This is a genomic window from Gordonia aquimaris (assembly GCF_026262595.1).
Taxonomy (GTDB): Bacteria; Actinomycetota; Actinomycetes; order Mycobacteriales; family Mycobacteriaceae; genus Gordonia; species Gordonia tangerina.
The window spans coordinates 97,796-122,309 of sequence record NZ_JAPKFM010000007.1 but is presented as its reverse complement, the minus strand read 5'-3'; the positions used below and the strand labels follow the sequence as shown (position 1 = coordinate 122,309).

General features: G+C 66.6%; 22 protein-coding genes and 1 riboswitch. Of the genes, 11 read left to right on the top strand and 11 right to left on the bottom strand.

All coding sequences use genetic code 11. The features are described from left to right. Positions 1-42: 42 nt before the first annotated feature. The 3 genes from secA2 (at position 43) to gcvH (ending at position 3,613) form a co-directional block, all read left to right on the top strand. Positions 43-2,514, top strand: coding sequence for an accessory Sec system translocase SecA2 (gene secA2, locus OSB52_RS09460; RefSeq protein WP_266061456.1), 2,472 nt, complete (start codon positions 43-45; stop codon positions 2,512-2,514). Between the two features lie 71 nt (positions 2,515-2,585). Continuing rightward, entirely contained in the window at positions 2,586-3,152 is a 567-nt protein-coding gene (locus OSB52_RS09455; RefSeq protein ID WP_235724285.1) for a CDP-alcohol phosphatidyltransferase family protein, read from the top strand. Positions 3,153-3,208: 56 nt separating this feature from the next. Beyond that, positions 3,209-3,613: a glycine cleavage system protein GcvH gene (gcvH, locus tag OSB52_RS09450; protein ID WP_235724234.1), complete on the top strand. Its 405-nt coding sequence runs from the start codon at positions 3,209-3,211 to the stop codon at positions 3,611-3,613. Between the two features lie 142 nt (positions 3,614-3,755). Here the strand turns inward: gcvH and OSB52_RS09445 are convergent, their stop codons facing one another. Next, a complete protein-coding gene (locus OSB52_RS09445; RefSeq protein WP_235724233.1) occupies positions 3,756-3,908 on the bottom strand; it encodes a hypothetical protein in 153 nt (50 codons plus the stop codon). A gap of 19 nt (positions 3,909-3,927) precedes the next feature. On the opposite strand from OSB52_RS09445, the gene garA reads away from it, so the two are divergent. The 4 genes from garA to OSB52_RS09425 all read left to right on the top strand — a co-directional run bounded on the left by garA (position 3,928) and on the right by OSB52_RS09425 (position 6,726). Further along, entirely contained in the window at positions 3,928-4,383 is a 456-nt protein-coding gene (gene garA, locus OSB52_RS09440) for a glycogen accumulation regulator GarA (protein ID WP_160904252.1), read from the top strand. Between the two features lie 4 nt (positions 4,384-4,387). Beyond that, positions 4,388-5,110 carry a transcriptional regulator FtsR gene (ftsR, locus tag OSB52_RS09435; RefSeq protein WP_435948554.1) on the top strand — a complete coding sequence of 241 codons (723 nt, stop codon included), beginning with the start codon at positions 4,388-4,390 and terminating at the stop codon, positions 5,108-5,110. 150 nt (positions 5,111-5,260) lie between these two features. Then, positions 5,261-5,767, top strand: coding sequence for a bifunctional nuclease family protein (locus OSB52_RS09430; RefSeq protein ID WP_266061454.1), 507 nt, complete (start codon positions 5,261-5,263; stop codon positions 5,765-5,767). Between the two features lie 293 nt (positions 5,768-6,060). Next, a complete protein-coding gene (locus OSB52_RS09425; RefSeq protein WP_235724229.1) occupies positions 6,061-6,726 on the top strand; it encodes a MerR family transcriptional regulator in 666 nt (221 codons plus the stop codon). A gap of 81 nt (positions 6,727-6,807) precedes the next feature. Here the strand turns inward: OSB52_RS09425 and OSB52_RS09420 are convergent, their stop codons facing one another. Beyond that, positions 6,808-7,173, bottom strand: coding sequence for a VOC family protein (locus tag OSB52_RS09420; protein WP_235724228.1), 366 nt, complete (start codon positions 7,171-7,173; stop codon positions 6,808-6,810). A gap of 151 nt (positions 7,174-7,324) precedes the next feature. After that, positions 7,325-7,425: riboswitch (glycine riboswitch) on the top strand. Between the two features lie 153 nt (positions 7,426-7,578). Here OSB52_RS09420 and gcvP point away from each other — a divergent pair. Further along, a complete protein-coding gene (gene gcvP, locus OSB52_RS09415; RefSeq protein WP_266061452.1) occupies positions 7,579-10,440 on the top strand; it encodes an aminomethyl-transferring glycine dehydrogenase in 2,862 nt (953 codons plus the stop codon). Positions 10,441-10,680: 240 nt separating this feature from the next. Here the strand turns inward: gcvP and OSB52_RS09410 are convergent, their stop codons facing one another. From OSB52_RS09410 to OSB52_RS09370, 9 genes are all read right to left on the bottom strand, one after another. Continuing rightward, complete coding sequence (locus OSB52_RS09410; RefSeq protein WP_266061451.1) at positions 10,681-11,886, bottom strand: substrate-binding domain-containing protein; 1,206 nt, start codon at positions 11,884-11,886, stop codon at positions 10,681-10,683. Between the two features lie 152 nt (positions 11,887-12,038). Continuing rightward, positions 12,039-14,210: a malate synthase G gene (locus tag OSB52_RS09405; RefSeq protein WP_235724225.1), complete on the bottom strand. Its 2,172-nt coding sequence runs from the start codon at positions 14,208-14,210 to the stop codon at positions 12,039-12,041. 37 nt (positions 14,211-14,247) lie between these two features. After that, positions 14,248-15,168 carry a 3-methyladenine DNA glycosylase gene (locus OSB52_RS09400; RefSeq protein WP_235724224.1) on the bottom strand — a complete coding sequence of 307 codons (921 nt, stop codon included), beginning with the start codon at positions 15,166-15,168 and terminating at the stop codon, positions 14,248-14,250. After that, positions 15,165-16,241: a hemolysin family protein gene (locus OSB52_RS09395; RefSeq protein ID WP_266061450.1), complete on the bottom strand. Its 1,077-nt coding sequence runs from the start codon at positions 16,239-16,241 to the stop codon at positions 15,165-15,167. Before OSB52_RS09395 ends, OSB52_RS09400 begins: the two co-directional genes overlap by 4 nt. Further along, on the bottom strand, positions 16,234-17,634 hold the full coding sequence (locus tag OSB52_RS09390; protein ID WP_235724222.1) for a hemolysin family protein: 1,401 nt from the start codon (positions 17,632-17,634) through the stop codon (positions 16,234-16,236). The genes OSB52_RS09395 and OSB52_RS09390 overlap by 8 nt, the downstream gene beginning before the upstream one ends. A 3-nt stretch (positions 17,635-17,637) precedes the next feature. After that, on the bottom strand, positions 17,638-19,071 hold the full coding sequence (gene guaB1, locus OSB52_RS09385; protein WP_235724221.1) for a GMP reductase: 1,434 nt from the start codon (positions 19,069-19,071) through the stop codon (positions 17,638-17,640). A gap of 19 nt (positions 19,072-19,090) precedes the next feature. Next, positions 19,091-20,560, bottom strand: a complete 1,470-nt coding sequence (gene gnd / locus OSB52_RS09380; RefSeq protein ID WP_266061448.1) for an NADP-dependent phosphogluconate dehydrogenase — start codon at positions 20,558-20,560, stop codon at positions 19,091-19,093. A gap of 69 nt (positions 20,561-20,629) precedes the next feature. Next, positions 20,630-21,580 (bottom strand): M56 family metallopeptidase, encoded by a 951-nt coding sequence (locus OSB52_RS09375; RefSeq protein WP_235724219.1) that lies wholly within the window; start codon positions 21,578-21,580, stop codon positions 20,630-20,632. 49 nt (positions 21,581-21,629) lie between these two features. Then, positions 21,630-22,028, bottom strand: coding sequence for a BlaI/MecI/CopY family transcriptional regulator (locus tag OSB52_RS09370; protein ID WP_235724218.1), 399 nt, complete (start codon positions 22,026-22,028; stop codon positions 21,630-21,632). Between the two features lie 287 nt (positions 22,029-22,315). Here OSB52_RS09370 and OSB52_RS09365 point away from each other — a divergent pair, with 287 nt between their 5' ends. From OSB52_RS09365 to OSB52_RS09355, 3 genes are all read left to right on the top strand, one after another. Continuing rightward, positions 22,316-22,771: a PaaI family thioesterase gene (locus OSB52_RS09365; RefSeq protein WP_235724217.1), complete on the top strand. Its 456-nt coding sequence runs from the start codon at positions 22,316-22,318 to the stop codon at positions 22,769-22,771. After that, a complete protein-coding gene (locus OSB52_RS09360; RefSeq protein ID WP_235724216.1) occupies positions 22,768-24,012 on the top strand; it encodes a DUF6986 family protein in 1,245 nt (414 codons plus the stop codon). Before OSB52_RS09365 ends, OSB52_RS09360 begins: the two co-directional genes overlap by 4 nt. 190 nt (positions 24,013-24,202) lie before the next feature. Beyond that, positions 24,203-24,505, top strand: coding sequence for an urease subunit gamma (locus OSB52_RS09355; protein WP_235724284.1), 303 nt, complete (start codon positions 24,203-24,205; stop codon positions 24,503-24,505). The last annotated feature ends 9 nt before the right edge of the window (positions 24,506-24,514 follow it).

Genomic DNA, 24,514 nt, shown 5'->3' with positions numbered 1-24,514 from the left:
CGCTACCCATGCCCGACAGGCACGAGTCAGGAGAAGTGTTCGGTGGGAAAGCTGACCAACAGCATGTGGCGCCTTCTGGGCTCCCAGTCATCGCGAAATCAGTCGAAGTCCGTCGCACTGATCAAGGACGCGGACACCCACACCTCCTGGGCCGCCGATCTCGCCGACGATGAGTTCGCGGCGCAGGCCCAACAGCTCGACATCGGCTCGAAGCCCGCCGACCGTGCGAGGTTTCTCGCGCTCGTCCGGGAGGCCGCAGATCGCTCGCTGGACATGCGACCGTTCGACGTTCAGTTACAGGGCGCGCTGCGGTTGCTCGAGGGCGACGTGGTCGAGATGGCCACCGGTGAAGGCAAGACACTGGCCGGTGCGATCGCTGCCATCGGGCATGTCCTGCAGGGCCATCGAGTGCATGTGATCTCGGTCAACGACTACCTCGCGACCCGTGACGCGGAGTGGATGGCGCCCTTGTTCGCGGCGTTCGGTCTGGTGGCCCGGGCGGTCTCGGAGAACTCCGATCACGAGGAACGCAAGGCCGCCTACGCCGCCGACATCACCTACGGTTCGGTCAACGAGATCGGATTCGACGTGCTCCGCGACCAACTCGCACTGTCGCCGGATGACCTGGTGTCGCCGAAACCCGACGTGGCGATCATCGACGAGGCGGACTCGGTGCTGGTCGACGAGGCGCTCATCCCGCTGGTGCTGGCCGGGTCCACCGAAACCGAGGTACCCGATCAGGCCATCCACGATGTGGTCGCACGCATGAAGAACAAGCACTACGAGGTCGACACCGAGGGGCGAAACGTGACCCTCACCGAGGAGGGCGCGTCCTTCGTCGAGGAAGAGCTCGGTGGTATCAACCTCTACGACGAGGACCACGTCGGCACCACCCTGGTGCACATCAACATCGCCATGCACGCCCACTATCTGCTCGAGCGGGACGTTCATTACATCGTCCGCGACGGTGGCGTACACCTGATCAACGCCTCGCGTGGCCGTGTCGCGCAGCTGCAACGCTGGCCCGACGGCGTTCAGGCCGCGGTGGAGATCAAAGAGGGGCTCAGCCAGACCGATTCCGGCGAGGTCATCGACACGATCACGGTGCAGGCCCTGATCGGACGGTACCCCTCGGTGTGCGGCATGACCGGCACCGCATTGGCCGCGGGCGAGCAGTTCCGGCAGTTCTACGACCTGCTCGTGTCGCAGATCCCGCCGAACACCTCGAACATCCGGGTCGATGAACCCGACCGCGTGTACGACACCAAGGCGAACAAGGTCGAGGCGATCGTCGGCTACGTCAAAGAGGTGCACGAGACCGGACAGCCGATCCTGATCGGCACGCACGACGTCGCCGAGTCCGAAGAGCTGGCGTACTTCCTCGACAAGGCAGGTGTGTCGACGGTGGTGCTCAACGCGAAGAACGACGCCGAGGAGGCGAAGATCATCGCCGAGGCGGGCGCGCGGAACGCGGTGACCGTCTCCACTCAGATGGCCGGCCGTGGCACCGACATCCGGCTCGGCGGTTCCGCAGACGACGCTGCCGCGCGAGAGGAAGTGGTGGAGTTGGGTGGGCTCTGTGTCATCGGGACCGGACGGCATGACACTCAGCGTCTGGACAACCAACTGCGGGGACGCGCCGGCCGTCAGGGTGATCCGGGCCGCTCGGTGTTCTTCTCCAGTCTCGAGGATCCGGTCGTGACAAGGAATCTGGCTTTCAAACGAGACCCCGTCTCCCAGTCCGAGGACGGCTCGATGGGAGCCAAGGGAATAGACCTCATCGAACAGGCGCAACGGGTCGCTGAAGGTGTGATGCTCGAGTTGCACGCCAACACCTGGCGCTACAACAAACTCGTCAATCAGCAGCGCGACATCGTTGTTGCGCGGCGGATGGAGATCCTGACCACCGACACCGCGCTGGACGAACTCAGCGCACGTGAACCGGACAGGTATGCGCAACTGACGGGTGCAAAGACCGCCGAGCGGAGCGCTCAAGAGTCGAGTTCCGAGGGGTCGAGCCCTCAAGAGTCGAGCCCTCAAGAGTCGAGCGCTGAGGGGTCGAGCGCTGAAGGGTCGAACCCCGATCGCTCGGCGACCGCGGAGGGGACGACAGCCGAGGCGGCCCCGATGCCGCCGGTCGAGCCGGTGGACCGCGAGGTCCTCGTGCAGGCGGCACGCGAGATCATGCTGTATCACCTCGACCGGGCATGGGCCGATCATCTGGCGTTCGTGTCCGACGTCCGGGCGAGTATTCACCTGCGTTCGCTCGGCAAGGAGAGCCCGCTCGACGAGTTCCACAAACTGATCCTCGACGAGTTCGCCGGTCTGCCCACCGAGGCCGTGGACAAGGCGTGCGTCACCTTCACCTCCGCGACGATCACCAACGACGGTGTCGATCTGGGGACCGCCGATCTGCATCGCTCCACCACCACGTGGACGTACATGGTGCACGACAACCTCTTCGCGTCGGGCGGCGCGAAGACCCTGCAGGGCATCATCGGCATCTTCCGGTGACCGGAGACACGGACGGCCGCGGTGATCCCCGAGCGCAGGCCGAGGCCACCACCGTCGCCGACGATCGATGGTTGACCGTTCCGAACGCACTGAGCGTCTTACGGCTCGCGCTGATACCGGTGTTCATCTGGCTGTTGCTGGTCGAAGAAGCCGATGGCTGGGCGTTCGCGATCCTGTTGTTCTCCGGTTTCTCCGACTGGGCGGATGGCAAGATCGCGCGTTGGCTCGACCAGTCCTCACGGATCGGCGCATTGCTCGATCCCGCCGCCGACCGTCTCTACATCGTCATCATCCCCATCGCGTTCGGAATCCGAGAGTTCGTGCCGTGGTGGCTGATCGCGGTGATCATCGCGCGCGATCTCGCATTGTTCGCCACGGCACCGCTGTTGCGTTCACGTGGCCTGGTGGCATTGCCGGTGCTCTACATCGGCAAGGCGGCCACTTTCGCCTTGATGAGCGCGTTTCCGTGGCTGCTTGCCGGACAATTGGATTCGATCATCGGCACCATCTGCTATCCCATCGGGTGGGCGTTCATGATCTGGGGCGTCGGGCTGTATCTGTGGTCGTTTGTGCTGTACGGGTATCAGACAGTGCTCGTGCTCCGACGGATGCCTCCGCAGAACGCCGCCGCAACGTAACCTGAATTTCCGAAGAGTCGCCGCCGCGTTGGTGCGACAGACCAGAAAGGTGCACCGTGACCGAAACCAATGTGCCCGCCGGCCTGCGTTATACGGCCGAACACGAATGGGTGGAGAGGACCGGGCCGACCAGTGTTCGGGTGGGCATCACCGATTTCGCACAGGACGCGCTCGGTGACGTGGTGTTCGTGCAGCTGCCGGCCGTCGACGACGCCGTGGAGTCCGGCGAGTCCTTCGCCGAGGTCGAGTCGACCAAGAGTGTCTCGGACATCTACGGGCCTCTGGAGGGTACGGTGTCCGAGGTCAACGGCGAGCTCGAGACGGCTCCCGAATTGGTCAACTCGGACCCGTATGGTTCGGGATGGCTGGTCGTCATCAGCGTCGCCGATGAGTCCGCTCTGGACGCGGCGCTGGCCGACACTCTCGACGCCGACGGCTATCGCGCGGTCATCGAGGGCTGATTCGCCGCACATGTGGTGGTGAATCACAAGCCGGTGACGCGGCCGGTGTCGGCGGTCGGTCGGCTCGACGCATACGACTATGATCGTCGGTGTCGTGATCGACTCGATCGCCCGTGTGGAGGCCGCGACACGGTACGGTTACTCACAGCAGATCCGGCCCGCCGACCCGAACGTCGTCGGCCGGACCGGAGCCCGAGGTGGACGATGACGGACCGGCATCGTCGGCGTGCGGGACATGCGACTCGCGTGTCGCCGCGAGCCGTGACATGCCGGTGACGCCGAGATCCGCGGGCACCGAAACAGACGAAGGAGAAGTGGTGAGCGAAAACGACAAGGACCTCGAGGCGCCGGTGGAGACCACATCGGTTTTCCGGGAGGAGTTCATCTCCGAACTCGACGCCGGGGCGACCACCTCGAGTGAACCTGCCGATACCGGGGTCGAGAGGCTCTCTCCCGGCACGGCGCTGCTTGTCGTCAAGCGCGGCCCCAACGCCGGCTCGCGATTTCTGCTCGATCAGCCGACGACGTCGGCGGGTCGGCATCCTGACAGCGACATCTTTCTCGACGATGTGACGGTGAGCCGTCGCCACGCCGAATTCCGCCTCGGTGACAACGAGTTCCAGGTAGTCGACGTGGGCAGCCTCAACGGCACCTATGTCAACCGTGAGCCGGTGGACACCGCGCAGCTGAGCAATGGCGACGAGGTCCAGATCGGCAAGTTCCGTCTCGTGTTCCTGAGCGGTCCGCGCGACGGCCACGCCGGCGCCTGACGCCGTGACGGCGTCGTCGGCAGGTCAGCGCGGCGAAGGATCGATGTCGATCGGCTCGGTCCTCGCCTTGTTGCGTGAGGATTTCCCGGACGTGACGATCTCCAAGATCCGCTTCCTGGAATCCGAGGGTCTGATCACTCCCGAGCGGGCGCCGTCGGGTTATCGCCGGTTCAGTTCGGCAGATGTCGAGCGATTGCGATTCGTGCTGACCGCACAACGGGATCGGTACCTGCCGCTGAAGGTCATCAAGGAGCAACTCGACGCGATCGACAGCGGCGACGGCGGTCCGGGTGGCGCCACCCGGCTGATCTCCTCGGCTCGCGGAGCGGTGGCGCCGGCCACCGACTTCGGTTCCCGGGGCGATCGGGTGTCACGCGAGGCCCTCATCGAGCGCACTGGTGTGGATGCGGCATTCGTGACCGAGCTACAACGCAACGGCCTGCTGTCGGCCGGTCCGGCCGGATTCTTCGACGAAGACGCCGTGCGACTGGTCGAGGCTGCGGCGGCGCTGGCCAATTACGGTCTGGAGACGCGGCATCTGCGGGCGTTCAAGGTCTCCGCGGACCGCGAGGCCGGCTTGGTGGCGCAGATCGCGAACCCGATCGCCAAGGGCAAGGGAACCGGGGCGCGGGATCGCGCCGAGGAGTTGGTCCGTGAGATCGCTGCTCTGTCGGTGACGTTGCACACCCAGCTGGTCAAGGCCGCGGTCCGCGACGTCCTGGACTGATCTGTCGATCCCGGACCGATCTGGGCTCGGGTGGCCGCCACGGTCGGGTCATGCGGTGTAGCGTCGTGTTCAGTGATCGGCAGGCGCGAGGGACTGCCTTCGAGGAGCCACCGACCGATCATCCGGCGATCATGAGGAAGCGGGTGCGAGATGGGCGAAATGCGAGTCGTGGGCATTCGGGTCGAGCCGCCGCAGAGCCAGCCGGTGCTGCTCCTGCGTGAGGTGGAGGGTGAACGGTATCTGCCGATCTGGATCGGACAGAGCGAGGCCGCATCGATCGCCTTGCAGCAGAAGGGTATCGAGCCGCCACGTCCGCTCACCCATGATCTGATCGTCAACTTGATCAACGACTTCGGCAAGACGCTGCGCGAGGTCCGCATCGTCGACATGCAAGAGGGCACCTTCTACGCGGAGATGGTCTTTGCCGACGAATTGCGGGTCTCCGCGCGCCCGTCGGATTCGATCGCGGTCGCCATGAGGGCGGGAGTGCCGATCGTCGCCGACGAAGACGTACTGACCGAGGCGGGACTGCTCATCCCCGACGAGAACGGCGACGAGGACGCTCCCGCGGAGGCCAAAGAGGACGAGGTCGAGAAGTTCAAGGAATTCCTCGACAACGTCTCGCCGGACGACTTCAAGGCGAGCGGCGGGGCGTAGCGCGTTGATGGCGCCCAACGCTGGATCGGTTGCCGAGAACAGGGGCGAACGACCCAGATCACGGAACGGACACCGCCGGGTCACTGTTTGCTCGATCTCAAGTAGAGGTTGAGGTTACAGGGCGAGTCGCGTTGATTCCGCCCTCGCGGGCCGCATACCGTCGACACGTCGCCCGAATTGAGCGGGGACGAAGGATGATCGTCTGTCAGGCGCGTACTGTTGTAGCAGTCTCGAGGGAAACCTCGAGCTGACGTGTCTGTCGAGTCGATCCTGGCGTTGCGAGGGAGTCTGCAGTGGGCGATCAGCCGTTCGACGACGAAATGCCGTCACCGACCGAGGTGACCGCGGCCGACGGCGAGGTCGACAGCGACCGCACCGGGGCGTCGAACTCGGGTGCCGCCACGCAGGGCAGTCTCGATGACATCGCGCCCGGCATCTTTCCCAACGACACCGTGCCGGACGAGCTGGTGGGCTATCGCGTGCCCAGTGCGTGCCAGATCGCCGGAATCACCTATCGGCAGCTCGACTACTGGGCCCGCACGTCGCTGGTGGTGCCGTCCATTCGCGGCGCGGCAGGGTCGGGCAGCCAGCGTCTGTACTCGTTCAAGGACATCTTGGTCCTCAAGATCGTGAAGCGATTGCTCGACACCGGGATCTCGCTCCAGAACATCCGGGTCGCGGTCGACCACCTACGTCAGCGTGGGGTGGAGGATCTGGCCCGCATCACCCTGTTCTCCGACGGCACCACGGTCTATGAGTGCACCTCGGCGGAAGAGGTCGTCGACTTACTGCAAGGTGGCCAGGGCGTCTTCGGGATCGCTGTCAGCGGTGCCATGCGTGAACTGACCGGAACCATCGCCGACTTCCCCGGCGAGCGGGCCGATGGCGGTGTCACCGAGACCGCGCCAGAAGACGAACTGGCCGCGCGGCGCAAGAATCGGACCCGTCGGACCGGCTAGAGCCCTCGGGCCGGTCAGGGTGCCGAGGCATCAGCGGCCCATGCACTCCTGCCGGACCGATCGGCGCAGTGTGGCGCAGCGTCAATCCATCGGCGAAACCCGGATGAGGTTGCCGTCCGGATCGGCGGCCACGAATGTTCGGCCGAAGACGTCGTCATAAGGCTCCTGCACCACTCGGACACCTGCCGCCGCCCACCGCGCATGGATCGCGTCGATCGCGGACGCCGCGCCGGGAATCATCAGCCCGACCTCGCACGTGCGCGGGGTGGCAGGAACCGCGTGGTCACTACGACCGGTCCACAGGGCGAACAGAACCCCGGGTGCGACCTCGAAGGCGACATAGCGAGGACTCACGAATTTCGGCTGTACATCGAACAATTCGCAGTAGAACGTGGTTGCGGCCTCAGCGTCGCGGACGTAGATCAGAAACAGGTTCGGTGCGGGCATCAGGGCGCTCCTCGGGTCGTGGGTGATGACGCCACGCCAGTAGATCAGCGAATCACGACATCGACTGTCAGGTTTTGTCGGGCCGGATCGCGTCGTCGCCGGAGACGGGCGACCTGCGCCGTGGTCATGCCCACGTATACTGAGGTCGCGCCGCTGCGTCTCGGGAGAGAGTCACCGCCACATGGGCGGAGGCCGCCGAAGGAGCAACACCTCCTCGTCAAACTCTCAGGCACCCAGGACCGTGATGTTGACGGCGTCTCTGGAAAGTGAGTCGGGGCAACCCGGCTCCGCCCACGGTGAAAGGTCGACTACCGGCCGAATCTCTCAGGCGCCCAGCTGTCCGTTCGCGGATCGACAGGCATGACAGAGGGGGAGGGCCGCAGACCGCCGAGAGGTTGACCTGTCATGCCCGCCACGCCCGTCTCTGCCGCCTTCGTCGATCGCCACGTCGGCCCGAATGCCACCGAGACCGAACGTATCCTCGCCGCGATCGGCATCTCGTCTCTCGATGAACTCGCCGCCCGGGTGGTCCCGGCGGTCATCGCCGATGAGCCGGACTCCAACGGTCTGCAGTCGTTGCCGCCCGCGGTCAGCGAGCACGACGTGCACGAACAACTCGCCCACCTCGCGGACCGCAACACCGTCGCCCGCTCCATGATCGGGCTGGGCTACCACGACACCCATACCCCGCCGGTGATCCTGCGCAACGTGCTGGAGAACCCTGCGTGGTACACCGCCTATACGCCCTATCAGCCCGAGATCAGCCAGGGTCGGCTCGAAGCGTTGCTCAACTTCCAGACCATGGTCGCGGATCTGACCGGGATGGAGGTCGCCAACGCATCGATGCTCGACGAGGCGACCGCTGCGGCCGAGGCGATGACGTTGCTGAGACGTGCAGGCAAGTCCCGATCACCACGGTTGGTGGTCGATGCCGACCTCTTCCCACAGACGCGCGCCGTGATCGACACCCGCGCTCAACCGCTCGGGATCGAGGTCGTCGAGGCCTCGCTGCATCCCGCGATGCCGGACTGCGGTCTGCCCGAGGGAGACTTCTTCGGTGTGATCATGCAGGCACCCGGGGCGTCGGGCCGCATCCTGGATGTCGGCCCCGTCATCGACGCCGCGCATGCGCGCGGGGCTCTGGTCGCGGTGGGGGCCGACTTGCTGGCAGCGACCCTGATCACGCCACCGGGTGAGTTGGGCGCGGATGTCTGCTTCGGCACCACCCAGCGCTTCGGCGTGCCGATGGGATTCGGTGGACCGCACGCCGGCTACCTGTGTGTGCGTTCGACGCATGCGCGTCAACTGCCCGGCCGTCTGGTGGGTGTTTCGAAGGATGCCGACGGCAATCTCGCTTACCGCCTGTCGTTGCAGACCCGGGAACAACACATCCGGCGTGAGAAGGCGACCAGCAACATCTGCACCGCGCAGGTGCTCCTGGCGGTGGTGGCCGCGATGTACGCGTCCTATCACGGGGCCGACGGATTGCGGGCGATCGCTCGTCGCGTCCACGAACATGCGGTGTTCCTGGCCGACAGTCTCACCGTTGCGGGGTTTTCCATCGCCCACTCGTCGTTCTTCGACACGATCGTGGTTCGCGCACCCGGGCAGGCCGACAGCGTGATCGCACATGCCAAGCGCGAGAACGTGAACCTGCGGCGGATCGACGGCGACACCGTGGGTATCGCGTGCGACGAGACCACCACCGCAGCCGATCTCGCTGTGGTGCTGCGTGCGTTCAGCGCCGAAGGAGTTCGCCGACATGCATTTTCGCAGCCGATCGAGACCCGTGACACCGAATTCCTGACGCATCCGGCGTTCAACAGGTACCGCACCGAAACGGCGATGCTGCGCTATCTGCGTGCGCTCTCCGACAAGGACATCGCGCTCGATCGCAGCATGATCCCACTGGGTTCGTGCACCATGAAGCTCAATGCCACCGCGGAGATGGAACCGATCACCTGGCCCGGCTTCGCGCGCCTGCACCCGTTTGCCCCGGCGGCCGACACGGTCGGCATCCGCGAGGTGATCTCCACCCTGGAGGACTGGCTGGTCGCCGTCACCGGCTATGACCGGGTGAGCGTGCAGCCCAACGCGGGCTCGCAGGGCGAGTTCGCCGGGTTGCTGGCGATCCGCCGATACCATCTCGGGCGCGGTGACACCGGCCGCGACGTGTGCCTGATCCCATCGAGCGCGCACGGCACCAACGCCGCATCGGCGGTCATGGCCGGGCTGCGCGTGGTGGTGGTCGGTTGCCGAGAGAACGGCGACGTCGACGTCGACGATCTGCGCGCCAAAATCGACAAACACCGGGATGCGCTGGCCGCCATCATGATCACCTACCCATCGACCCATGGCGTCTTCGAGCACGACATCGAGGAGATCTGTGCGGCCGTGCACGATGCGGGCGGCCAGGTGTATGTGGACGGTGCGAATCTGAACGCCCTGGTGGGTGTGGCCCGTCCAGGACGATTCGGCGGCGACGTGAGTCACCTGAACCTGCACAAGACCTTCTGCATCCCGCACGGGGGTGGCGGTCCGGGTGTGGGGCCGGTCGCGGTGCGGTCTCACCTCGCGCCGTATCTGCCCGGTCATCCCCTCGCCGACGACCTCCCCGGGGACTCGACGATCTCGGCGGCGCCGTACGGATCGGCCTCGATCCTGCCGATCACCTACGCCTACATTGCGATGATGGGCGCCGACGGGCTGCGTCGAGCCACCCTCACCGCGATCGCCTCGGCCAACTACATCGCGCGGCGTCTCGGGGATCATTACCCGGTGCTGTATGCTGGCGAGAATGGTCTGGTCGCCCACGAGTGCATCCTCGACCTTCGGCCGTTGACGAAGGAGACCGGCGTCACCGTCGACGATGTGGCCAAACGACTGGCCGACTACGGTTTCCACGCACCCACCATGAGCTTTCCGGTGGCGGGAACACTGATGGTGGAGCCGACCGAGAGTGAGAATCTCGACGAACTCGACGCGTTCTGTGACGCGATGATCGCCATCCGCGCCGAGATCGACCGCGTCGGAGCCGGGGAGTGGCCAGCCGACGACAACCCGCTGCGCGGGGCACCGCACACCGCCGAGGCGTTGGTCGGCGACTGGGATCACCCCTACTCCCGAGAGGTGGCGGTGTATCCGCTCGGCCTCCCGTCGGCGGGTGCCCGCGCCAAGATCTGGCCCGCGGTCCGACGGATCGATCAGGCCTTCGGCGACCGCAACCTCGTGTGCAGCTGCCCGCCCATCGAGGCCTTCAGCAGCTGATCTCGATACGCCACTCACTACGTTCGCGGCTACTCGATCAGCGGGTGGGGCCACTCACTACGTTCGCGGCTACTCGATCAGCGGGTGGGGCCACTCACTACGTTCGCGGCTACTCATCGACGGGGTACGCCGGGTCGTTTGTCGGTGGTGAAGGTGGCCGGGGCGAATGTCGGTGGTCGAGTAGCCCCGAGCCGCTAGGCGAGGGGCGTATCGAGACCACGTCACCTCAGTCCGAAGTCCTCACCCCGCCGTCACCGGCCCGCTGTCGGGCCCGTAGACGAGCCGATTGATGGTGACAGTTGCCGCCGTCTCGGGAATCGGCATCGGGTTCTCGGTGAGCGGGAATGTGACGGTGGCGGTCTTCTCGGGCATCGGCGCGTCACCGCGGAACCCCAGTGCCGTCAGCGTCGCGAGATGTTCGGGCTGGCTGGCGAAGGCGAAGAACTCGGCCACCGCATCGGTCTGTTCGGCTGCGACGCCGTCACCGGTGAGTCGGACGATCGGATAGTCGGCGATCGGGGTCGGACCTCCAGGGATCACCTCGGCGAGACGTGGGGTGGTGTCGTCGCGGGTCAATTGATACAGCGACTGTTCCGTGATGGCCACGGCATGAATGGTGGCGTCGGCCGGGTCGGACGCATCGGCCATCAGCCGAGCTGCGCCGACCGGCGTCCCGTCGGGCGACTGCGGTGCACCCGACGACATCGCTTCGATACTCGAGGCCACCCGCGGCGAGTCCGCGTCCTGTTCGGTGAGCGGACCCATGGTCCGGGTGACCTGCATCGCCACCGCCTGCGCAGCCAGCGCCGTCGCGTCGGACTGCGCACCAATCGGCATCGCCAGGCGAATCGAACCCCAGCTGCCCAACCCGAAGGCGCCCAACGAGGCATCGCGCTGTTGCAGCGTCGGCAACTGTTGCCAGTCGAGTTCGCCGTCGAACGCCTCGGCCAACTCCGGGGCGGTGGCCAACACCACCGGCGAACTGACCAGTGAGGACGGAGTGCCGTCGACGATGTCGGGGCGCGCGCTGACCAGATCCGCCGCCCAGATCGATGACTGCGGCACCCACGCCGCAGGCCGGGCGCCGAGCGCGGCGGGATCCCAGGCGCCGGCCAGACCGTCCAGGGTGACCTTCGCGTCGCCGGGCCGGACCTCTACCACCACGCAGTGATCACGCACCACCGGCCCGGTTTCCGAATACTCGGCGGCGATGGTGCTCAACGCATCGGCGACATCGGGGTCGGCGATGATCGGAACGGTGGTACGACCTTCGACACAGTTGCCGGCGGCTTGCTCACCTTGCCGGTCGATACGGTCGCCGAGTTGGAACCACACCACGACCACGGCCGCCACGAGGACGACGGTCAGCAGTGCGCCGACCAGACCTCGACTGACCCCCCGACCACGCATCGATGCGCCACGGTCGGTGCTGCGATGGTGAGCCAACCCCCCGCCTTCCGCTCTTCGGGCATTCGCCGTCTGTCACCCCGATCCGACTGTGATCGGGGTGACAGATGACGACGATAGCGGACATCGTCCCGGCTGACAGCATGGTGGCCTGCCGACCATCCGTCCGCGGACGGCTGTCCGGGCATCGGTCAGCCGTTGGCTGCTTTGTACTCGCGGCGCTTGGCGTGCAGGATCGGCTCGGTGTATCCGCTGGGCTGGGTGGTCCCCTCCAGGATCAGTGCCTTCGCGGCCTGGAACGCGATGTTGGAGTCGAAATCCGCAGCCATCGGACGGTAAGCGGGGTCGTCGGCGTTCTGTCGGTCCACCACCGGGGCCATCCGCTCCAGCGAAGCGACCACGTCGTCGGCGGTCACGATGCCGTGATGAATCCAGTTCGCCAGCAACTGGCTGGAGATGCGCAGGGTGGCGCGGTCTTCCATCAGTGCGACGTCGTGGATGTCGGGCACCTTGGAGCAACCCACACCGTGGTCGATCCAGCGCACCACATAACCCAGGATCGACTGGCAGTTGTTGTCGAGTTCCTGCTGCTTCTCCTCGGCCGACCAGTCGGTCTTCGGTGCGAGCGGAATGGTCAGGATGTCGTCGACGTCAGCGGGGTCGCGCTTGGCGATCTCGTCCTGACGTTCGAAGACGTCCACGAGGTGATAGTGCATCGCGTGCAGCGTCGCAGCTGTCGGTGACGGGACCCAGGCGGTCGTGGCACCGGCCTTCGGCTGGCCGATCTTCTGCTCGACCATGTCGGCCATCAGGTCGGTCATGGCCCACATGCCCTTGCCGATCTGCGCCTTGTGCTGCAGTCCGGCGGCCAGGCCGGTGTCGACGTTGAAGTCCTCGTAGGCCGCGATCCACTTCTGCTGCTTCATCTCACCCTTGCGGATCATCGCGCCGGCCTCCATGGAGGTGTGGATCTCGTCGCCGGTCCGATCGAGGAAGCCGGTGTTGATGAAGACTACGCGATTCTCGGCGGCCTTGATGCAGGCCTTCAGGTTGACGGTCGTGCGACGTTCCTCGTCCATGATGCCGACCTTGAGGGTGTTCTCCGGCAGTCCGAGCACTTGCTCGACGCGACCGAACAGCTCGACGGTGAACGCCACTTCGTCGGGTCCGTGCATCTTCGGCTTGACGATGTAGATCGAACCGGTTCGTGAGTTCTGCACACCGGCCTCGGTGGACAGCCCGTGGATACCGGCCAGCGAGGTCACCAGTGCATCGAGGATGCCCTCGGGGACTTCGTTGCCGTCGGCGTCGAGCACTGCCGGGTTGGTCATCAGGTGACCGACGTTGCGCACGAACAGCAGTGAACGGCCGTGCAGATCGAAGCCGGAACCATCGGGTGCGGTGTACTCACGGTTGGCGTGCAGCGTGCGGGTGAAGCTCTTGCCGCCCTTGCTCACCTCTTCGGCGAGATCACCCTTGTTCAGTCCCAGCCAGTTGCGGTAGCCGAGCACCTTGTCGTCGGCGTCGACGGCGGCCACCGAGTCCTCGAAGTCCATGATCGTGGTGATCGCCGACTCCATCACCACATCCTTGATGCCTGCCGGGTCGGTCTTTCCGATGGGCGATTCCGGATCGATCTCGATGTCGAGGTAGAGGCCGTTGTGGCGCAACAGGATCGACGACGGTGACGACGGTTCGCCGCGATAACCGGCGAACGCCGAGGGGTCGGCGAGGGTGGCGGTCTTCTGATCGGCCAACGTGACCTGCAGTGCTCCGTCGACGACCGCGAACGCCGCCACGTCGGTGTAGCTGCACTGCTCGAGCGGCACCGCCTGGTCGAGGAAGGCTTTCGCGTAGGCGATCACCTTGTCACCGCGCACCTGGTTGTAGGACGAACCCTTTTCGGCGCCGTCGGTCTCGGGGATCACGTCGGTGCCGTAGAGCGCGTCGTAGAGCGACCCCCACCGTGCGTTGGATGCGTTGAGGGCGAACCGGGCGTTGAGCACCGGCACCACGAGCTGCGGTCCTGCCGTCTCGGCGATCTCGCGGTCGACGTTCTCGGTGGCGATCTGGAAATCGGCCGGCGGCTCGACCAGGTACCCGATGTCGGTGAGAAACTTCTTGTAGGTGGCGAAGTCCCCGGCACCGTCGTTGTCCTTGTGCCATTGGTCGATCTTGGCCTGCAGATCGTCGCGTACGGCGAGCAGTTCCCGGTTGCGCGGGGCAAGGTCGCCGATGACCGATGCGGCGCCCGCCCAGAAGCTGTTCTGGTCTACACCGGTACCGGGCAACGCCTCGTTGTTGATGAAGTCATACAGGACAGTGGCGACCTGCAGTCCATTGACGTTGGTCCGGTCAGACATGACAGCCTTTCTCCTACGGTGAATCGACCCCACCATGCTACTCGCCGGTAATCGGCGCTTCGCGGGGATCCCGTCCGGTCTGTCCGAGCAGGTGACGACACCGTTCGGCCACCGCGGCCCGAAGGATCTCGCCGGCGGTCGCGATCTCGGATTGTTCGCGCACATACTGCGCTCGACCGGCGGGGGTCTCTATCGGCACCGGGTCATAGCCCAGCTCGCTCAGATCGTAGGGACTCGCCCGCATGTCGAGTTCGCGGGCGCGCAGCGCGAGAGCGAAGCAGTCCAGGGTCAGGTCGGAGTCGATCAACGGTGCCAGCGTGAAGCACGCCCGGTACAGGTCCATCGTCGCGTGCAGACAGCCCGGCTGCTCATCGGCGAGCTGATGGTCGCGGGTCAGTTTGGCTTCGTTGTATGGCCGCGCGAGCGGTGTGAAGAACCGGAACGCGTCGAAATGAGTGCAGCGCAGTGGCATCTCGTCGACCACCGCATCGGTTCCGGCGGCCCCGAGGCGTAGCGGAAGGTCGTGGCGGAGATCGTCGGTGCGGTAGACCATCGCCCATTCGTGCAGGCCGAAGCAACCCAGCCGCGCAGGACGCGAGGCCGTGGCACGTAGCAGCGCTTCGGTGGCGGCCAGAGTGCCCGTCCGCGCGCGCAGGTGATCGGGGTCCACCGACACCCCGCCGGCCACGCGCCGATAGCCACGCAGGGGCAGGTATTCGTCGGCGTCACCGAGCACGACGCCGTAGCCGGGATGCCAGCGCTGCACATGCGCCGGCCGTGACGAGTAGTACGTGAACAGGAAGTCGATCACCGGGTGCTTCGACCCGCTCCGGCGCTCGCGCAGATAGTCACCGATCAACGCCTCGACTCGATCGCGATGACTCTCACGCAGCCCGATCCACTGACGACGAGTAAGCACCCCGTCGACACGGGTCTCGGCGGCCGACCCCGTCGTCATACCCGATGGGTCTCGTCGCGGACGTTGCCGACGAATTCCTCGACCAGGTCGGCGAGCGCGACGACTCCGATGGTGCGGCCGCTCTCGTCGACCACCGCGCCCAGGTGCGAGCTGGTGCGGCGCAGTGCGGAGGTGGCCTCCTCGAGCAGGGTGGATGACGCGATGACCGGTAGCGCGCGGATCTTGGAGATGCCGATGATCGTGTCCGGTCCGATCCGCTCGTCGAGAATCTCGTCGAGGACGTCCTTGAGGTGCAGGTAGCCGGTGAGTGTGCCGTCGGGCCCGCGGACCGGGAACCGGGAGAACCCGGTGTCACTGACCGCGCGCTCCACCGACCCGAGTGTGGGCCCGGTGCCGCCGGTTTTCTCGTCCACCTCCATCGACACGCTGCGCAGCGTGTCCAGTGGAATCATCACTTCACCGACGGTCCGGCTGACCGACTGCAGCGCACGGGTCAGCCGTTCATGTTCTTCGGCGTCGATCAGTCCTTCCCGCTTGGACTCGACGATCATCTGGGCCAGTTCCCCCGGGGAGACGCTGGAGGCCAGTTCGTCCTTGGGTTCCACCCGCATCAAGCGCAGCGAGATGTTGGCGAGCCAGTTGTAGAACGCGATGAGCGGACGCGCGATCCGGATGAACATGAGGTGGGCCGGTACCAGCAACATCGCCGAGGTCTCCGGGCCGGCGAGCGCGATGTTCTTGGGCACCATCTCGCCGATGAGGATGTGCAGCACCACCACCAGCGACAGCGCGACGGTGAACGAGATCGGATGCAGCAGGGCATCGGGTACGTGTACGAGATGAAGGGGTCGCTCGATGAGATGGGCGACCGCCGGCTCGCCCACCCGGCCGAGCAGGATGGAGCAGATGGTGATGCCCAGCTGCGCGCCGGCCAGCATCAGCGACAGTCGCTCGCCGGCGCCGATCACGGTCCGCGCACGCTTCTTCCCGGCCTCTTCGAGGGCCTCGAGTCGATCGCGACGTGCCGAGATCAGCGAGAACTCGGCACCGACGAAGAATGCGTTGCCGCCGAGGAGCACCACGGTGAGCAGCACCGCCCAGAGATCACCCATGGGTCGGCGCCCCTGCGCGGGTCGCGTCGCCGACCGGCTGTAGCGAGACGACGTCGATTCGTCGGCCGTCCATCTGGGTCACCGTCGCCCGCCAGGAGACGTCGTCGCTCTCGGCCGGTTCGTGTTCGTCGTCGTCGGCGTCGATGGCGGGGGTACGGTCGGGCAGTTCGACCGTGTCGCCGACCATCGGTATGCGGCCCAAGCAGAACATGACCAGACCGCCGAGCGTGTCGTAGGACCCCTCCGGAGCACGGTAGCCGGTGGCATCGGCGACCTCGTCGATCCGGAGCAGCCCCGAGCACAGGTAGCCCGCGCCGTCCTCGGCGACGTCGGCGCGTTCGCGGTCGTGCTCATCGGTGACGTCGCCGAGGATCTCCTCGATCAGATCCTCGGTGGTGACGATGCCTGCGGTGCCGCCGTACTCGTCGATCACCACGCAGACCTCCATACCGTCGGCGCGGATCCGCTCCATCAGTGCGTCCCCGTCGAGGCTCACCGGCACCCGCGGCACCGTCCGCGCGATCGAGGCGACGGTGGTGTGCGCGGCGCGCTCGGGACTCACGGTGAACGCCTGCTTGATGTGGACGACGCCCACCAGGTCGTCGAGGTCCCCGTCGATCACCACGGGGAAGCGAGAATGCCCGGTTCGCGACGACGCCAACACCAGATCGCGAATGTTGTCGTCACGGTCGAGGCATTCGATGGTGACGCGCGGTGTCATCAGGTCCTCGGCGGTCAGTTCACCGAATCGCAGGGAGCGGTCGACCAGGGCGGCGGTGCCGGCGTCGATGGAACCCTCGCGGGCGGAGTTGCGCACCAACGACACCAGCTCCTGAGGCGACCGAGCCGACGCGAGCTCCTCGGCGGGTTCGATGCCCAGCCGGCGCACCACCCAGTTCGCGGACCCGTTGAGGCCGTTGATCGCCCACCGGAACGCGGCCGAGAAGATCGTCATCGGGCCCGCGGTGGCACGGGCGACCGCCAGCGGCTTCGCGATCGCCAGGTTCTTGGGGATCAACTCGCCGAGGACCATCGACAACGACGTCGCGATGACGAGTGCCAGGACGAGGGACACCCCGTCGACCATGGATTCGCCGAGCCCCAGCCCGGTCAGGGCGGGGGAGAGGATCCGGGCCAGGACCGGTTCGGCGATGTAGCCGGTGATCAGTGTGGTGATCGTGATTCCGAGTTGGGCGCCGGAGAGCTGGAACGAGAGCGTGGAGTGCGCGCGCTGGACCAGCCGGGAACGGCGGTCGCCGCGAGTGTCGACGTCGTCAGAGATGGTCGACCGCTCCAGTGCGGTCAGCGAGAACTCCGCGGCAACGAAGAGCGCGGTCCCCAGGGTGAGCGCGAGGAAACCGACGAGACTGGCGACGAGGAGGAGGATCTCCAACCGTCACCACCCGCCCGGCAGCGGGCGCCCTTCGGCGAATCCGGCGGCCGACTGCACCCCCAGGACGACCTTGTCGTGCAACTCGGCCAGCGTGCGGGCCCCGGCGTAGGTGGCGGTGCTGCGCACACCCGAGCAGATGTGATCGATCAGGTCCTCGACCGACGGTCGGTCGGGGTCGAGCCGGATTCGTGAACTCGAGATGCCTTCCTCGAACAACGACTTGCGCGCGCGGTCGTAGGCGCCATCACTGGCCGACCGGGCCGCGACGGCACGTTTGGACGCCATGCCGAAGCTGACCTTGTACATGCCCCCGGCGTCGGTCTGCAGATCGCCGGGCGACTCATAGGTGCCGGCGAACCACGAGCCGATCATGACGTTCGACGCGCCGGCCGCGATCGCGAGGGCCACATCCCGCGGGTGGCGCACTCCGCCGTCGGCCCACACGTGCGCACCCCGCGCTCGCGCCACCTCGGCGCATTCGGCGACCGCAGAGAACTGTGGGCGCCCGACGCCGGTCATCATGCGGGTGGTGCACATGGCTCCGGGACCCACACCGACCTTCACGATGGTCGCGCCGGCATCCAGCAGGTCGGTGGTTCCCTGTGCCGACACCACGTTGCCTGCGGCGATGGGGACGCCGGGGTCGGCGGAGGCGACGGCCTCCAACGCGCTGAGCATCTTCTCCTGATGGCCGTGCGCGGTGTCGATCACCAGCAGGTCCGCGCCCGCCGCGGCGAGCGCCTTGGCCTTGCCCACCACGTCGCCGTTGATGCCGACGGCAGCCGCGATACGCAGCCGTCCCGCGCCGTCGACGTTGGGTCGGTAGATCGCGTGTCGTAGCGCACCCAGTCGGGTGAGGACCCCGGCCAGACGCCCGTCGTCGTCGACGAGCACGGCGAGCCCGAGGTGACGATCGCCGAGCGCGTCGAAGACATCGCGGGGCGCGGTGTCCACCGGCAGCGTGATGATGTCGGGATCGAGCACTTCGCGCACCCGCGAGAACCGGTCGACGTCTCGGCATCGTTTCTCGGTGACCACGCCGATCGGCCGACCGTCGTCCACCACGACGGCCGCACCGTGCGCACGCTTCGGGATCAGCGCCAGGGCGTCGGAGACCGAGCTCTCGGCGGTCAGGGTGACCGGCGTGTCGGCGACGAGATGACGTGACTTCACGTGATCGATCGACGCCGAGACCGCAGCGATCGGCAGATCCTGCGGCAACACCACCAGTCCGCCACGGCGCGCGAGTGTCTCGGCCATGCGTTTACCGGCGACCGCGGTCATGTTCGCGGCGACGATCGGGATGGTGGTGCCGCTGCCGTCCGACGTCGAGATGTCCACATCGAACCGCGATGTGACGTCCGATCTGTTCGGAACGATGAACAGGTCGTCGTAGGTCAGATCGTGGGTCGGTGCGTGACCTTCCAGGAATCGCACGATGTCCCCGGAGCTCCTCTCAGGCCGTGACTTCGGTCCGGTCTCCGCTCCACAACGTGTGGAACGTACCCGGCTTGTCGATGCGCTGGTAGGTGTGCGCACCGAAGAAGTCACGCAGCCCCTGGGTGAGGGCGGCCGGCAACCGTTCGCTGCGCAGGGCGTCGTAGTAAGAGAGCGACGACGCGAACGCCGGCACCGGGATGCCCATGGTGGTGGCGGTGGCCACCACCCGACGCCAGCTGTCCACCGCGTCTTCGACGGCGCTGCGGAAGTACGGCGCGAGCAGCAGGCTGGGCAGTTCCGGATTCTCGGCATACGCATCGCGGATGCGGTTGAGGAACTTCGCCCGGATGATGCACCCGCCGCGCCAGATGGTGGCGAGGTCTCCGGGGGTCACGTCCCAGCCGTATTCGGCGCTGCCGGCGGCGATCTGATCGAATCCCTGGGCGTAGGCGACGACCTTGGAGGCATAGAGAGCCTTGTTGATGTCGTCGACGAAGGTCTTCGCGTCGGCGGGTGCGGCCGACAGGGTGCCCGATTCGAGTTCCTGGGCCTGCTTGCGCTGATCGGTTGCACTCGACAGCGCCCGCGCGAAGACGGCCTCGGCGATACCGGTGGTCGGGATGCCCAGATCCAGTGCCGACTTCACCGTCCACCGGCCCGTGCCCTTCTGGCCCGCGGCGTCGGTGATCACATCAACGAGTGGTTTGCCGGTCTCGGCGTCGACCTGGGAGAGCACCTCGGCGGTGATCTCCACCAGGTAGCTGTCGAGGTCGCCGGAATTCCACTCCCGGAAGACGTCGGCGATGTCGGCGACCGGCATGTCGAGGGCCTTGCGCATGAGGTCGTAGGCCTCGCCGATGAGCTGCATGTCGGCGTACTCGATACCGTTGTGCACCATTTTCACGAAGTGCCCGGAACCGTCCGGACCGATGTGTGTGCAGCACGGCTCACCGTCGACGTGTGCCGAGATCTGTTCGAGCAGTGGCCCGAGCGACTCGTATGACTCCTTCGGTCCGCCGGGCATGATCGACGGACCGTTGAGGGCGCCCTCCTCGCCGCCGGAGATCCCCGCGCCGACGAAGTTGAGTCCGCGGGCCGACATCGCCGACTCTCGACGGATGGTGTCGGTGTAGAGCGAGTTGCCACCATCGATGATGATGTCGCCCTCCTCCATGAGGCCGGCGAGCTCCTCGATCACCGCGTCGGTGGGATCGCCGGCCTTGACCATGATGAGCACCCGGCGCGGACGCTCCAGGGCCGCGACGAACTCTTCCATGGTCTCGGTGCGGATGAACGAACCGTCCGAGCCGTGTTCGGACAACAGCGCGTCGGTCTTGGCGATGCTGCGGTTGTGCAGCGCGACCGTGTAGCCGTTGCGTGCGAAGTTGCGGGCGATATTCGAGCCCATGACGGCGAGACCGGTGACGCCGATCTGGGCCTTTGTCGAGTCAGGGGAGTCGGAACCGGTGGCGGCAGAAGTCGTCATGGCTGCAAGCCTATTGCGTGGACCGGCCGGTCACGAGTGGGAGGGTCATGCCCGTGGCTGTGAGGTGGTTCACGCTGCCGAGATCAACCGACTGAGCTCGGTCAGCCAGGGGATCGCCACGGCCAAAGTCGGCACGACCAGAATTGCCGCGGCCGCGGCGTAGGCGGCGGTCGCGAGCAGTCGGGTGGGACGCTCGTCGCGCAGACGGTGGATGCGTGCCAGCGTCGTCGGGCCGCCTACGGCCATTGCGCCCCGTGGTGCGACCGCATCCGCGCACGCGACCAGGGCACGTCCGAGTGTCGTCGGAGCCGTCGCGCGTACCGCCTGGTCATCGGCCAGGGATTCCACGAGCAACTCGACGGCGCCGAGCGCCGACTTGCTGCGCACCACTCGGGGGAAGGCTTCGTGCAACGCGATGAAGGCCTCAAGGACCAGGTCGTGGCGCGCGCGCAGGTGCGCACGTTCGTGTGCCAGGACGGCGATCAGCTCTTCACGCGACAGTCGGGCGACGACGCCCTCACTGACGACGACCCGCTGACGCAGGCCGGGCAGGCAGTAGGCGAGGGGTTGTTCGACGTCGATCATGCGCACGTCGCGCCCGAACAGCGGATGTGAGGTGTCGCTGCGGTCGCAGCGGTCCAGGATGTCGATGAGCTGACGGTGGGTGTGGCGTCGCGCCCGGGTGCGGACTCCGACACGGATCACCGTGTACATCAGGCGGGCACCGATCATCAGGGTCAGGGCGAACACGCCGACGAGGGTGAGCCACAGGGGGAGGCCGAGTCGTTCGATCTCATGCAACGGGTTGGTGGTCGGCGCACCGTCTGGGCCCGGCGCCAACAGATTCGCCGCGATGGCCAGCCCGCAGCTGAATGCCGAGAGCACCCCGGCCAGCGCGATCGCCTGCCACAGGGTCATCGCCGCGCGGGGGGCCTTGACCGGCCAAGAGGCCCGCGACATGGCTTCGGCAGCGGGGCCGACCAACACCAAGGTCAGGATGCCGAAGAAGAGCGCGGTCATCGATACGTCCTCGCGTGGGCTGTGGGCGGTGGGCTGTACTGCGGCGAATCTAACTCGTTTCGCCCGTACCGCGGGCGGATTCGAGTTCATCGAGCGCCAACCGTAGGGCTGCTGCCTCGTCGGCGCCGACCCGGCCGACGAAGGACACCAGTGCGGCGTGTCGCGAACCGGGCGCATCCGCCTCGCTGAGGGCGTCGACCATCAGGCTGGCGACAAGGTCCTCCCGCGGATGGGTGGGGACATACTTGTGTGCGCGATCGTCCCGGATCTGTGTGACCAGGTTCTTCTTCGCGAGTCGCTGCAGCACGGTCATTACCGTCGTGTACGCCAGCGAGCGATCTCGCGACAGCGTCTCGTGCACCTGTCGGACCGTCTGGGGCGCCGAGCTCTCCCACAGGGTGTCCATGACTGCTCGTTCGAGGTCGCCCAGCCCGTTCATTCTTCGCATTTTACTTCCGCTTCTCTTGCTCGTGCAGACCGGTCATCGGCCGGTCGCGAACACGTCACCCATCAGTTTCCGCTGCACCCTTGACAACATTGGTAAGGCTACCCTACGTTTGAGTCACGTCGGACCGAGCGAGAGTCCTGAGGGCTGCAGAGACCCCCGGTCCACGCCGCGGTAGGCCCCACGATGTAACGCATCGTGGGGCCTACCGGTTCCCGGACCCATATGGCGAACGACGAAGTCGGTGGCCTCGCCGCACCCATCGCAGCGGCTCGTGCCAGTCTCATGGAATGAGTGTGGACAACGAGCAGTCGATCAAAGACACCTTCGGACGCGGGTTCGATGCCGCATTGGGATTGCGCCTGACAGACGTGACCGCGGATCTGGTGGCCGGCACGGTGGAGATGTCGGAGCAGCACCATCAGCCCTTCGGCATCGTGCACGGCGGTGTCTACTGCGCGCTCGCCGAGGGCACGGCCTCCATCGGCGGTTTCACCTGGCTGCAGTCCAGCGGCATCGGAGGCACTGCGGTGGGGGTCAACAACAACACCGACTTCCTTAGATCCATCAGCACGGGCGCGGTATCCGTGGAGGCCACGCCGGTTCACCGGGGCCGGCGGCAGCAACTGTGGCGGGTCACCATGACCGACGGTGACGGCCGTTTGGTGGCCACCTCGCAGGTCCGGCTGCAGAACATCGAGCTGCCCGAGGGAGTGACCGTTCCGGGCGTCACCACCGGCGCATGACCGGGCGTGGCTTGCCCGATGAGGCGCGGGCACACATCGACGACCTCCTGGCCGCGGTGGACGCCGATCTGGCCGCCGGGTATCCGGGCGACCGGCCGCAACCGCAGCCCGCGCACACCGTGTATGTCAGCGCCGCCGATGTCGACATCGACACCCCGCGGGCATGGGGTGAGCGCGCGACGATGGTGGCCGACGAGGTCGGTGAACTGCTGGTGGAGCTCGCCGGTGATGCCACTGTGGTCGACCTCGCCCGGCAGCGACTGCGCAGCGAGCCGGTCGAGGACCTACGGATCGATCTCGAGGACGGGTACGGCTGGCGCGCGGACGCGGCCGAGGACGCGGATGCACGTCGGGCCGGCGAGATACTCGCCGATTGGACGCGTTCCGGTCCGGGAGCGCCCCGCAGTGCCGGAGTGCGGGCCAAGGGTCTCGGCGCGCACGAGCGGGCACGGGGGCTGCGCACCCTCGAACTCGTTCTCGACGGCGCCGGCGGTGTTCCGGACGGCTTCGTGTTCACCGTGCCCAAATTGCGTGACGCGCGCCAGGTGGATGCGGTGAACGCGCTCTGCGTGGCGTTGGAACGTGTGCACGGACTGGCGGAGTACTCATTGCGTTACGAGCTCCAGGTGGAGATCCCGCAGGCCGTGGTGGGTGCCGACGGACGCGCAACCGTTGCCGAAGCGATCCACCGCGGTATGCCGAGGCTGTCCGCGTTGCACTACGGCACTTACGATTACAGTGCGGCCGCAGGAATCGTCTCGGCGCAGCAGTCGTTGGCCCACCCAGTCGCCGACCATGCGAAAGCCGTCATGCAGGCGGCCGCCGCGCAGACCGGGGTGTGGATCAGCGATGGTTCCACCCAGGTCGTCCCGGTGGGCACACCGGACACGGTGGCGGCCGCGGTCCGGCGCCATCACGGTCTGGTGCTGCGGTCGTTGGAACGCGGCTTCTATCAAGGATGGGACATGCATCCGGGACACCTGGTCACTCGCTGGACGGCGGTGATCGGGTTCTTCCGGTCGGCGATGCCCACCGCGGCCCGTCGGCTACAGGCCTATTTCGATCGCACCGCCTCCGACGTCGTCGACGAACCGGCCACCGCGATGTCGCTGGCATCGGTCCTGCAGCGCGGGCTCGCGGCCAAGGCGTTCACCATCGATGAGGTCGAGCAGATCGCGCCATTGTGCACCACCGAACGGCTGGCCGCGCTGCGCGCCGGTGGCGGGGGACTGCCGGCCTGACCGGCTGTCCGGTCGGCGATACGCGCCCGCGTCCCGCCGGCGGGATCGACCGCGTCGAGCGCGCTCACCGCGCCGGGATGGTTCTGGTCATGGCAGGATGATCCCTACGCAACGCCGGGTGTTGGGCGTGCGCCGTCGCCGGATGGGTGTGGTCGCAATGATCGGATCCGTGTCGCTAGGAGAGGAACTGGTGCGTCTGTCGCCGCATGAGCAGGAACGTTTGCTCATTTCCTATGCCGCGGAGCTGGCTCGGCGCCGACAGGCGCGTGGGTTGCTGCTCAACCACCCCGAGGCAGTCGCGGTGATCACCGATCATGTCCTCGAGGGCGCCCGGGACGGCCGGACGGTCGCCGAGCTGATGTCATCGGGCCGCGAGGTCCTGGCCCGCGCCGACGTCATGGCCGGTGTACCCGAGATGTTGCACGACGTGCAGGTGGAGGCCACCTTCCCGGACGGCACGAAGCTTGTCACCGTGCACAATCCGATCGATTGACCGCGAGAG

Excerpts from the sequence above, each read along its gene's own strand:
- OSB52_RS09430 (WP_266061454.1), top strand. The coding sequence starts at position 5,261 with ATGGGCGAAATGCGAGTCGTGGGCATTCGGGTCGAGCCGCCGCAGAGC.
- OSB52_RS09420 (WP_235724228.1), bottom strand. The coding sequence starts at position 7,173 with ATGCCCGCACCGAACCTGTTTCTGATCTACGTCCGCGACGCTGAGGCC.
- gcvP (WP_266061452.1), top strand. The coding sequence starts at position 7,579 with ATGCCCGCCACGCCCGTCTCTGCCGCCTTCGTCGATCGCCACGTCGGC.
- OSB52_RS09405 (WP_235724225.1), bottom strand. The coding sequence starts at position 14,210 with ATGTCTGACCGGACCAACGTCAATGGACTGCAGGTCGCCACTGTCCTG.
- OSB52_RS09400 (WP_235724224.1), bottom strand. The coding sequence starts at position 15,168 with ATGACGACGGGGTCGGCCGCCGAGACCCGTGTCGACGGGGTGCTTACT.
- OSB52_RS09395 (WP_266061450.1), bottom strand. The coding sequence starts at position 16,241 with ATGGGTGATCTCTGGGCGGTGCTGCTCACCGTGGTGCTCCTCGGCGGC.
- gnd (WP_266061448.1), bottom strand. The coding sequence starts at position 20,560 with ATGACGACTTCTGCCGCCACCGGTTCCGACTCCCCTGACTCGACAAAG.
- OSB52_RS09375 (WP_235724219.1), bottom strand. The coding sequence starts at position 21,580 with ATGACCGCGCTCTTCTTCGGCATCCTGACCTTGGTGTTGGTCGGCCCC.
- OSB52_RS09370 (WP_235724218.1), bottom strand. The coding sequence starts at position 22,028 with ATGCGAAGAATGAACGGGCTGGGCGACCTCGAACGAGCAGTCATGGAC.
- OSB52_RS09365 (WP_235724217.1), top strand. The coding sequence starts at position 22,316 with ATGAGTGTGGACAACGAGCAGTCGATCAAAGACACCTTCGGACGCGGG.
- OSB52_RS09360 (WP_235724216.1), top strand. The coding sequence starts at position 22,768 with ATGACCGGGCGTGGCTTGCCCGATGAGGCGCGGGCACACATCGACGAC.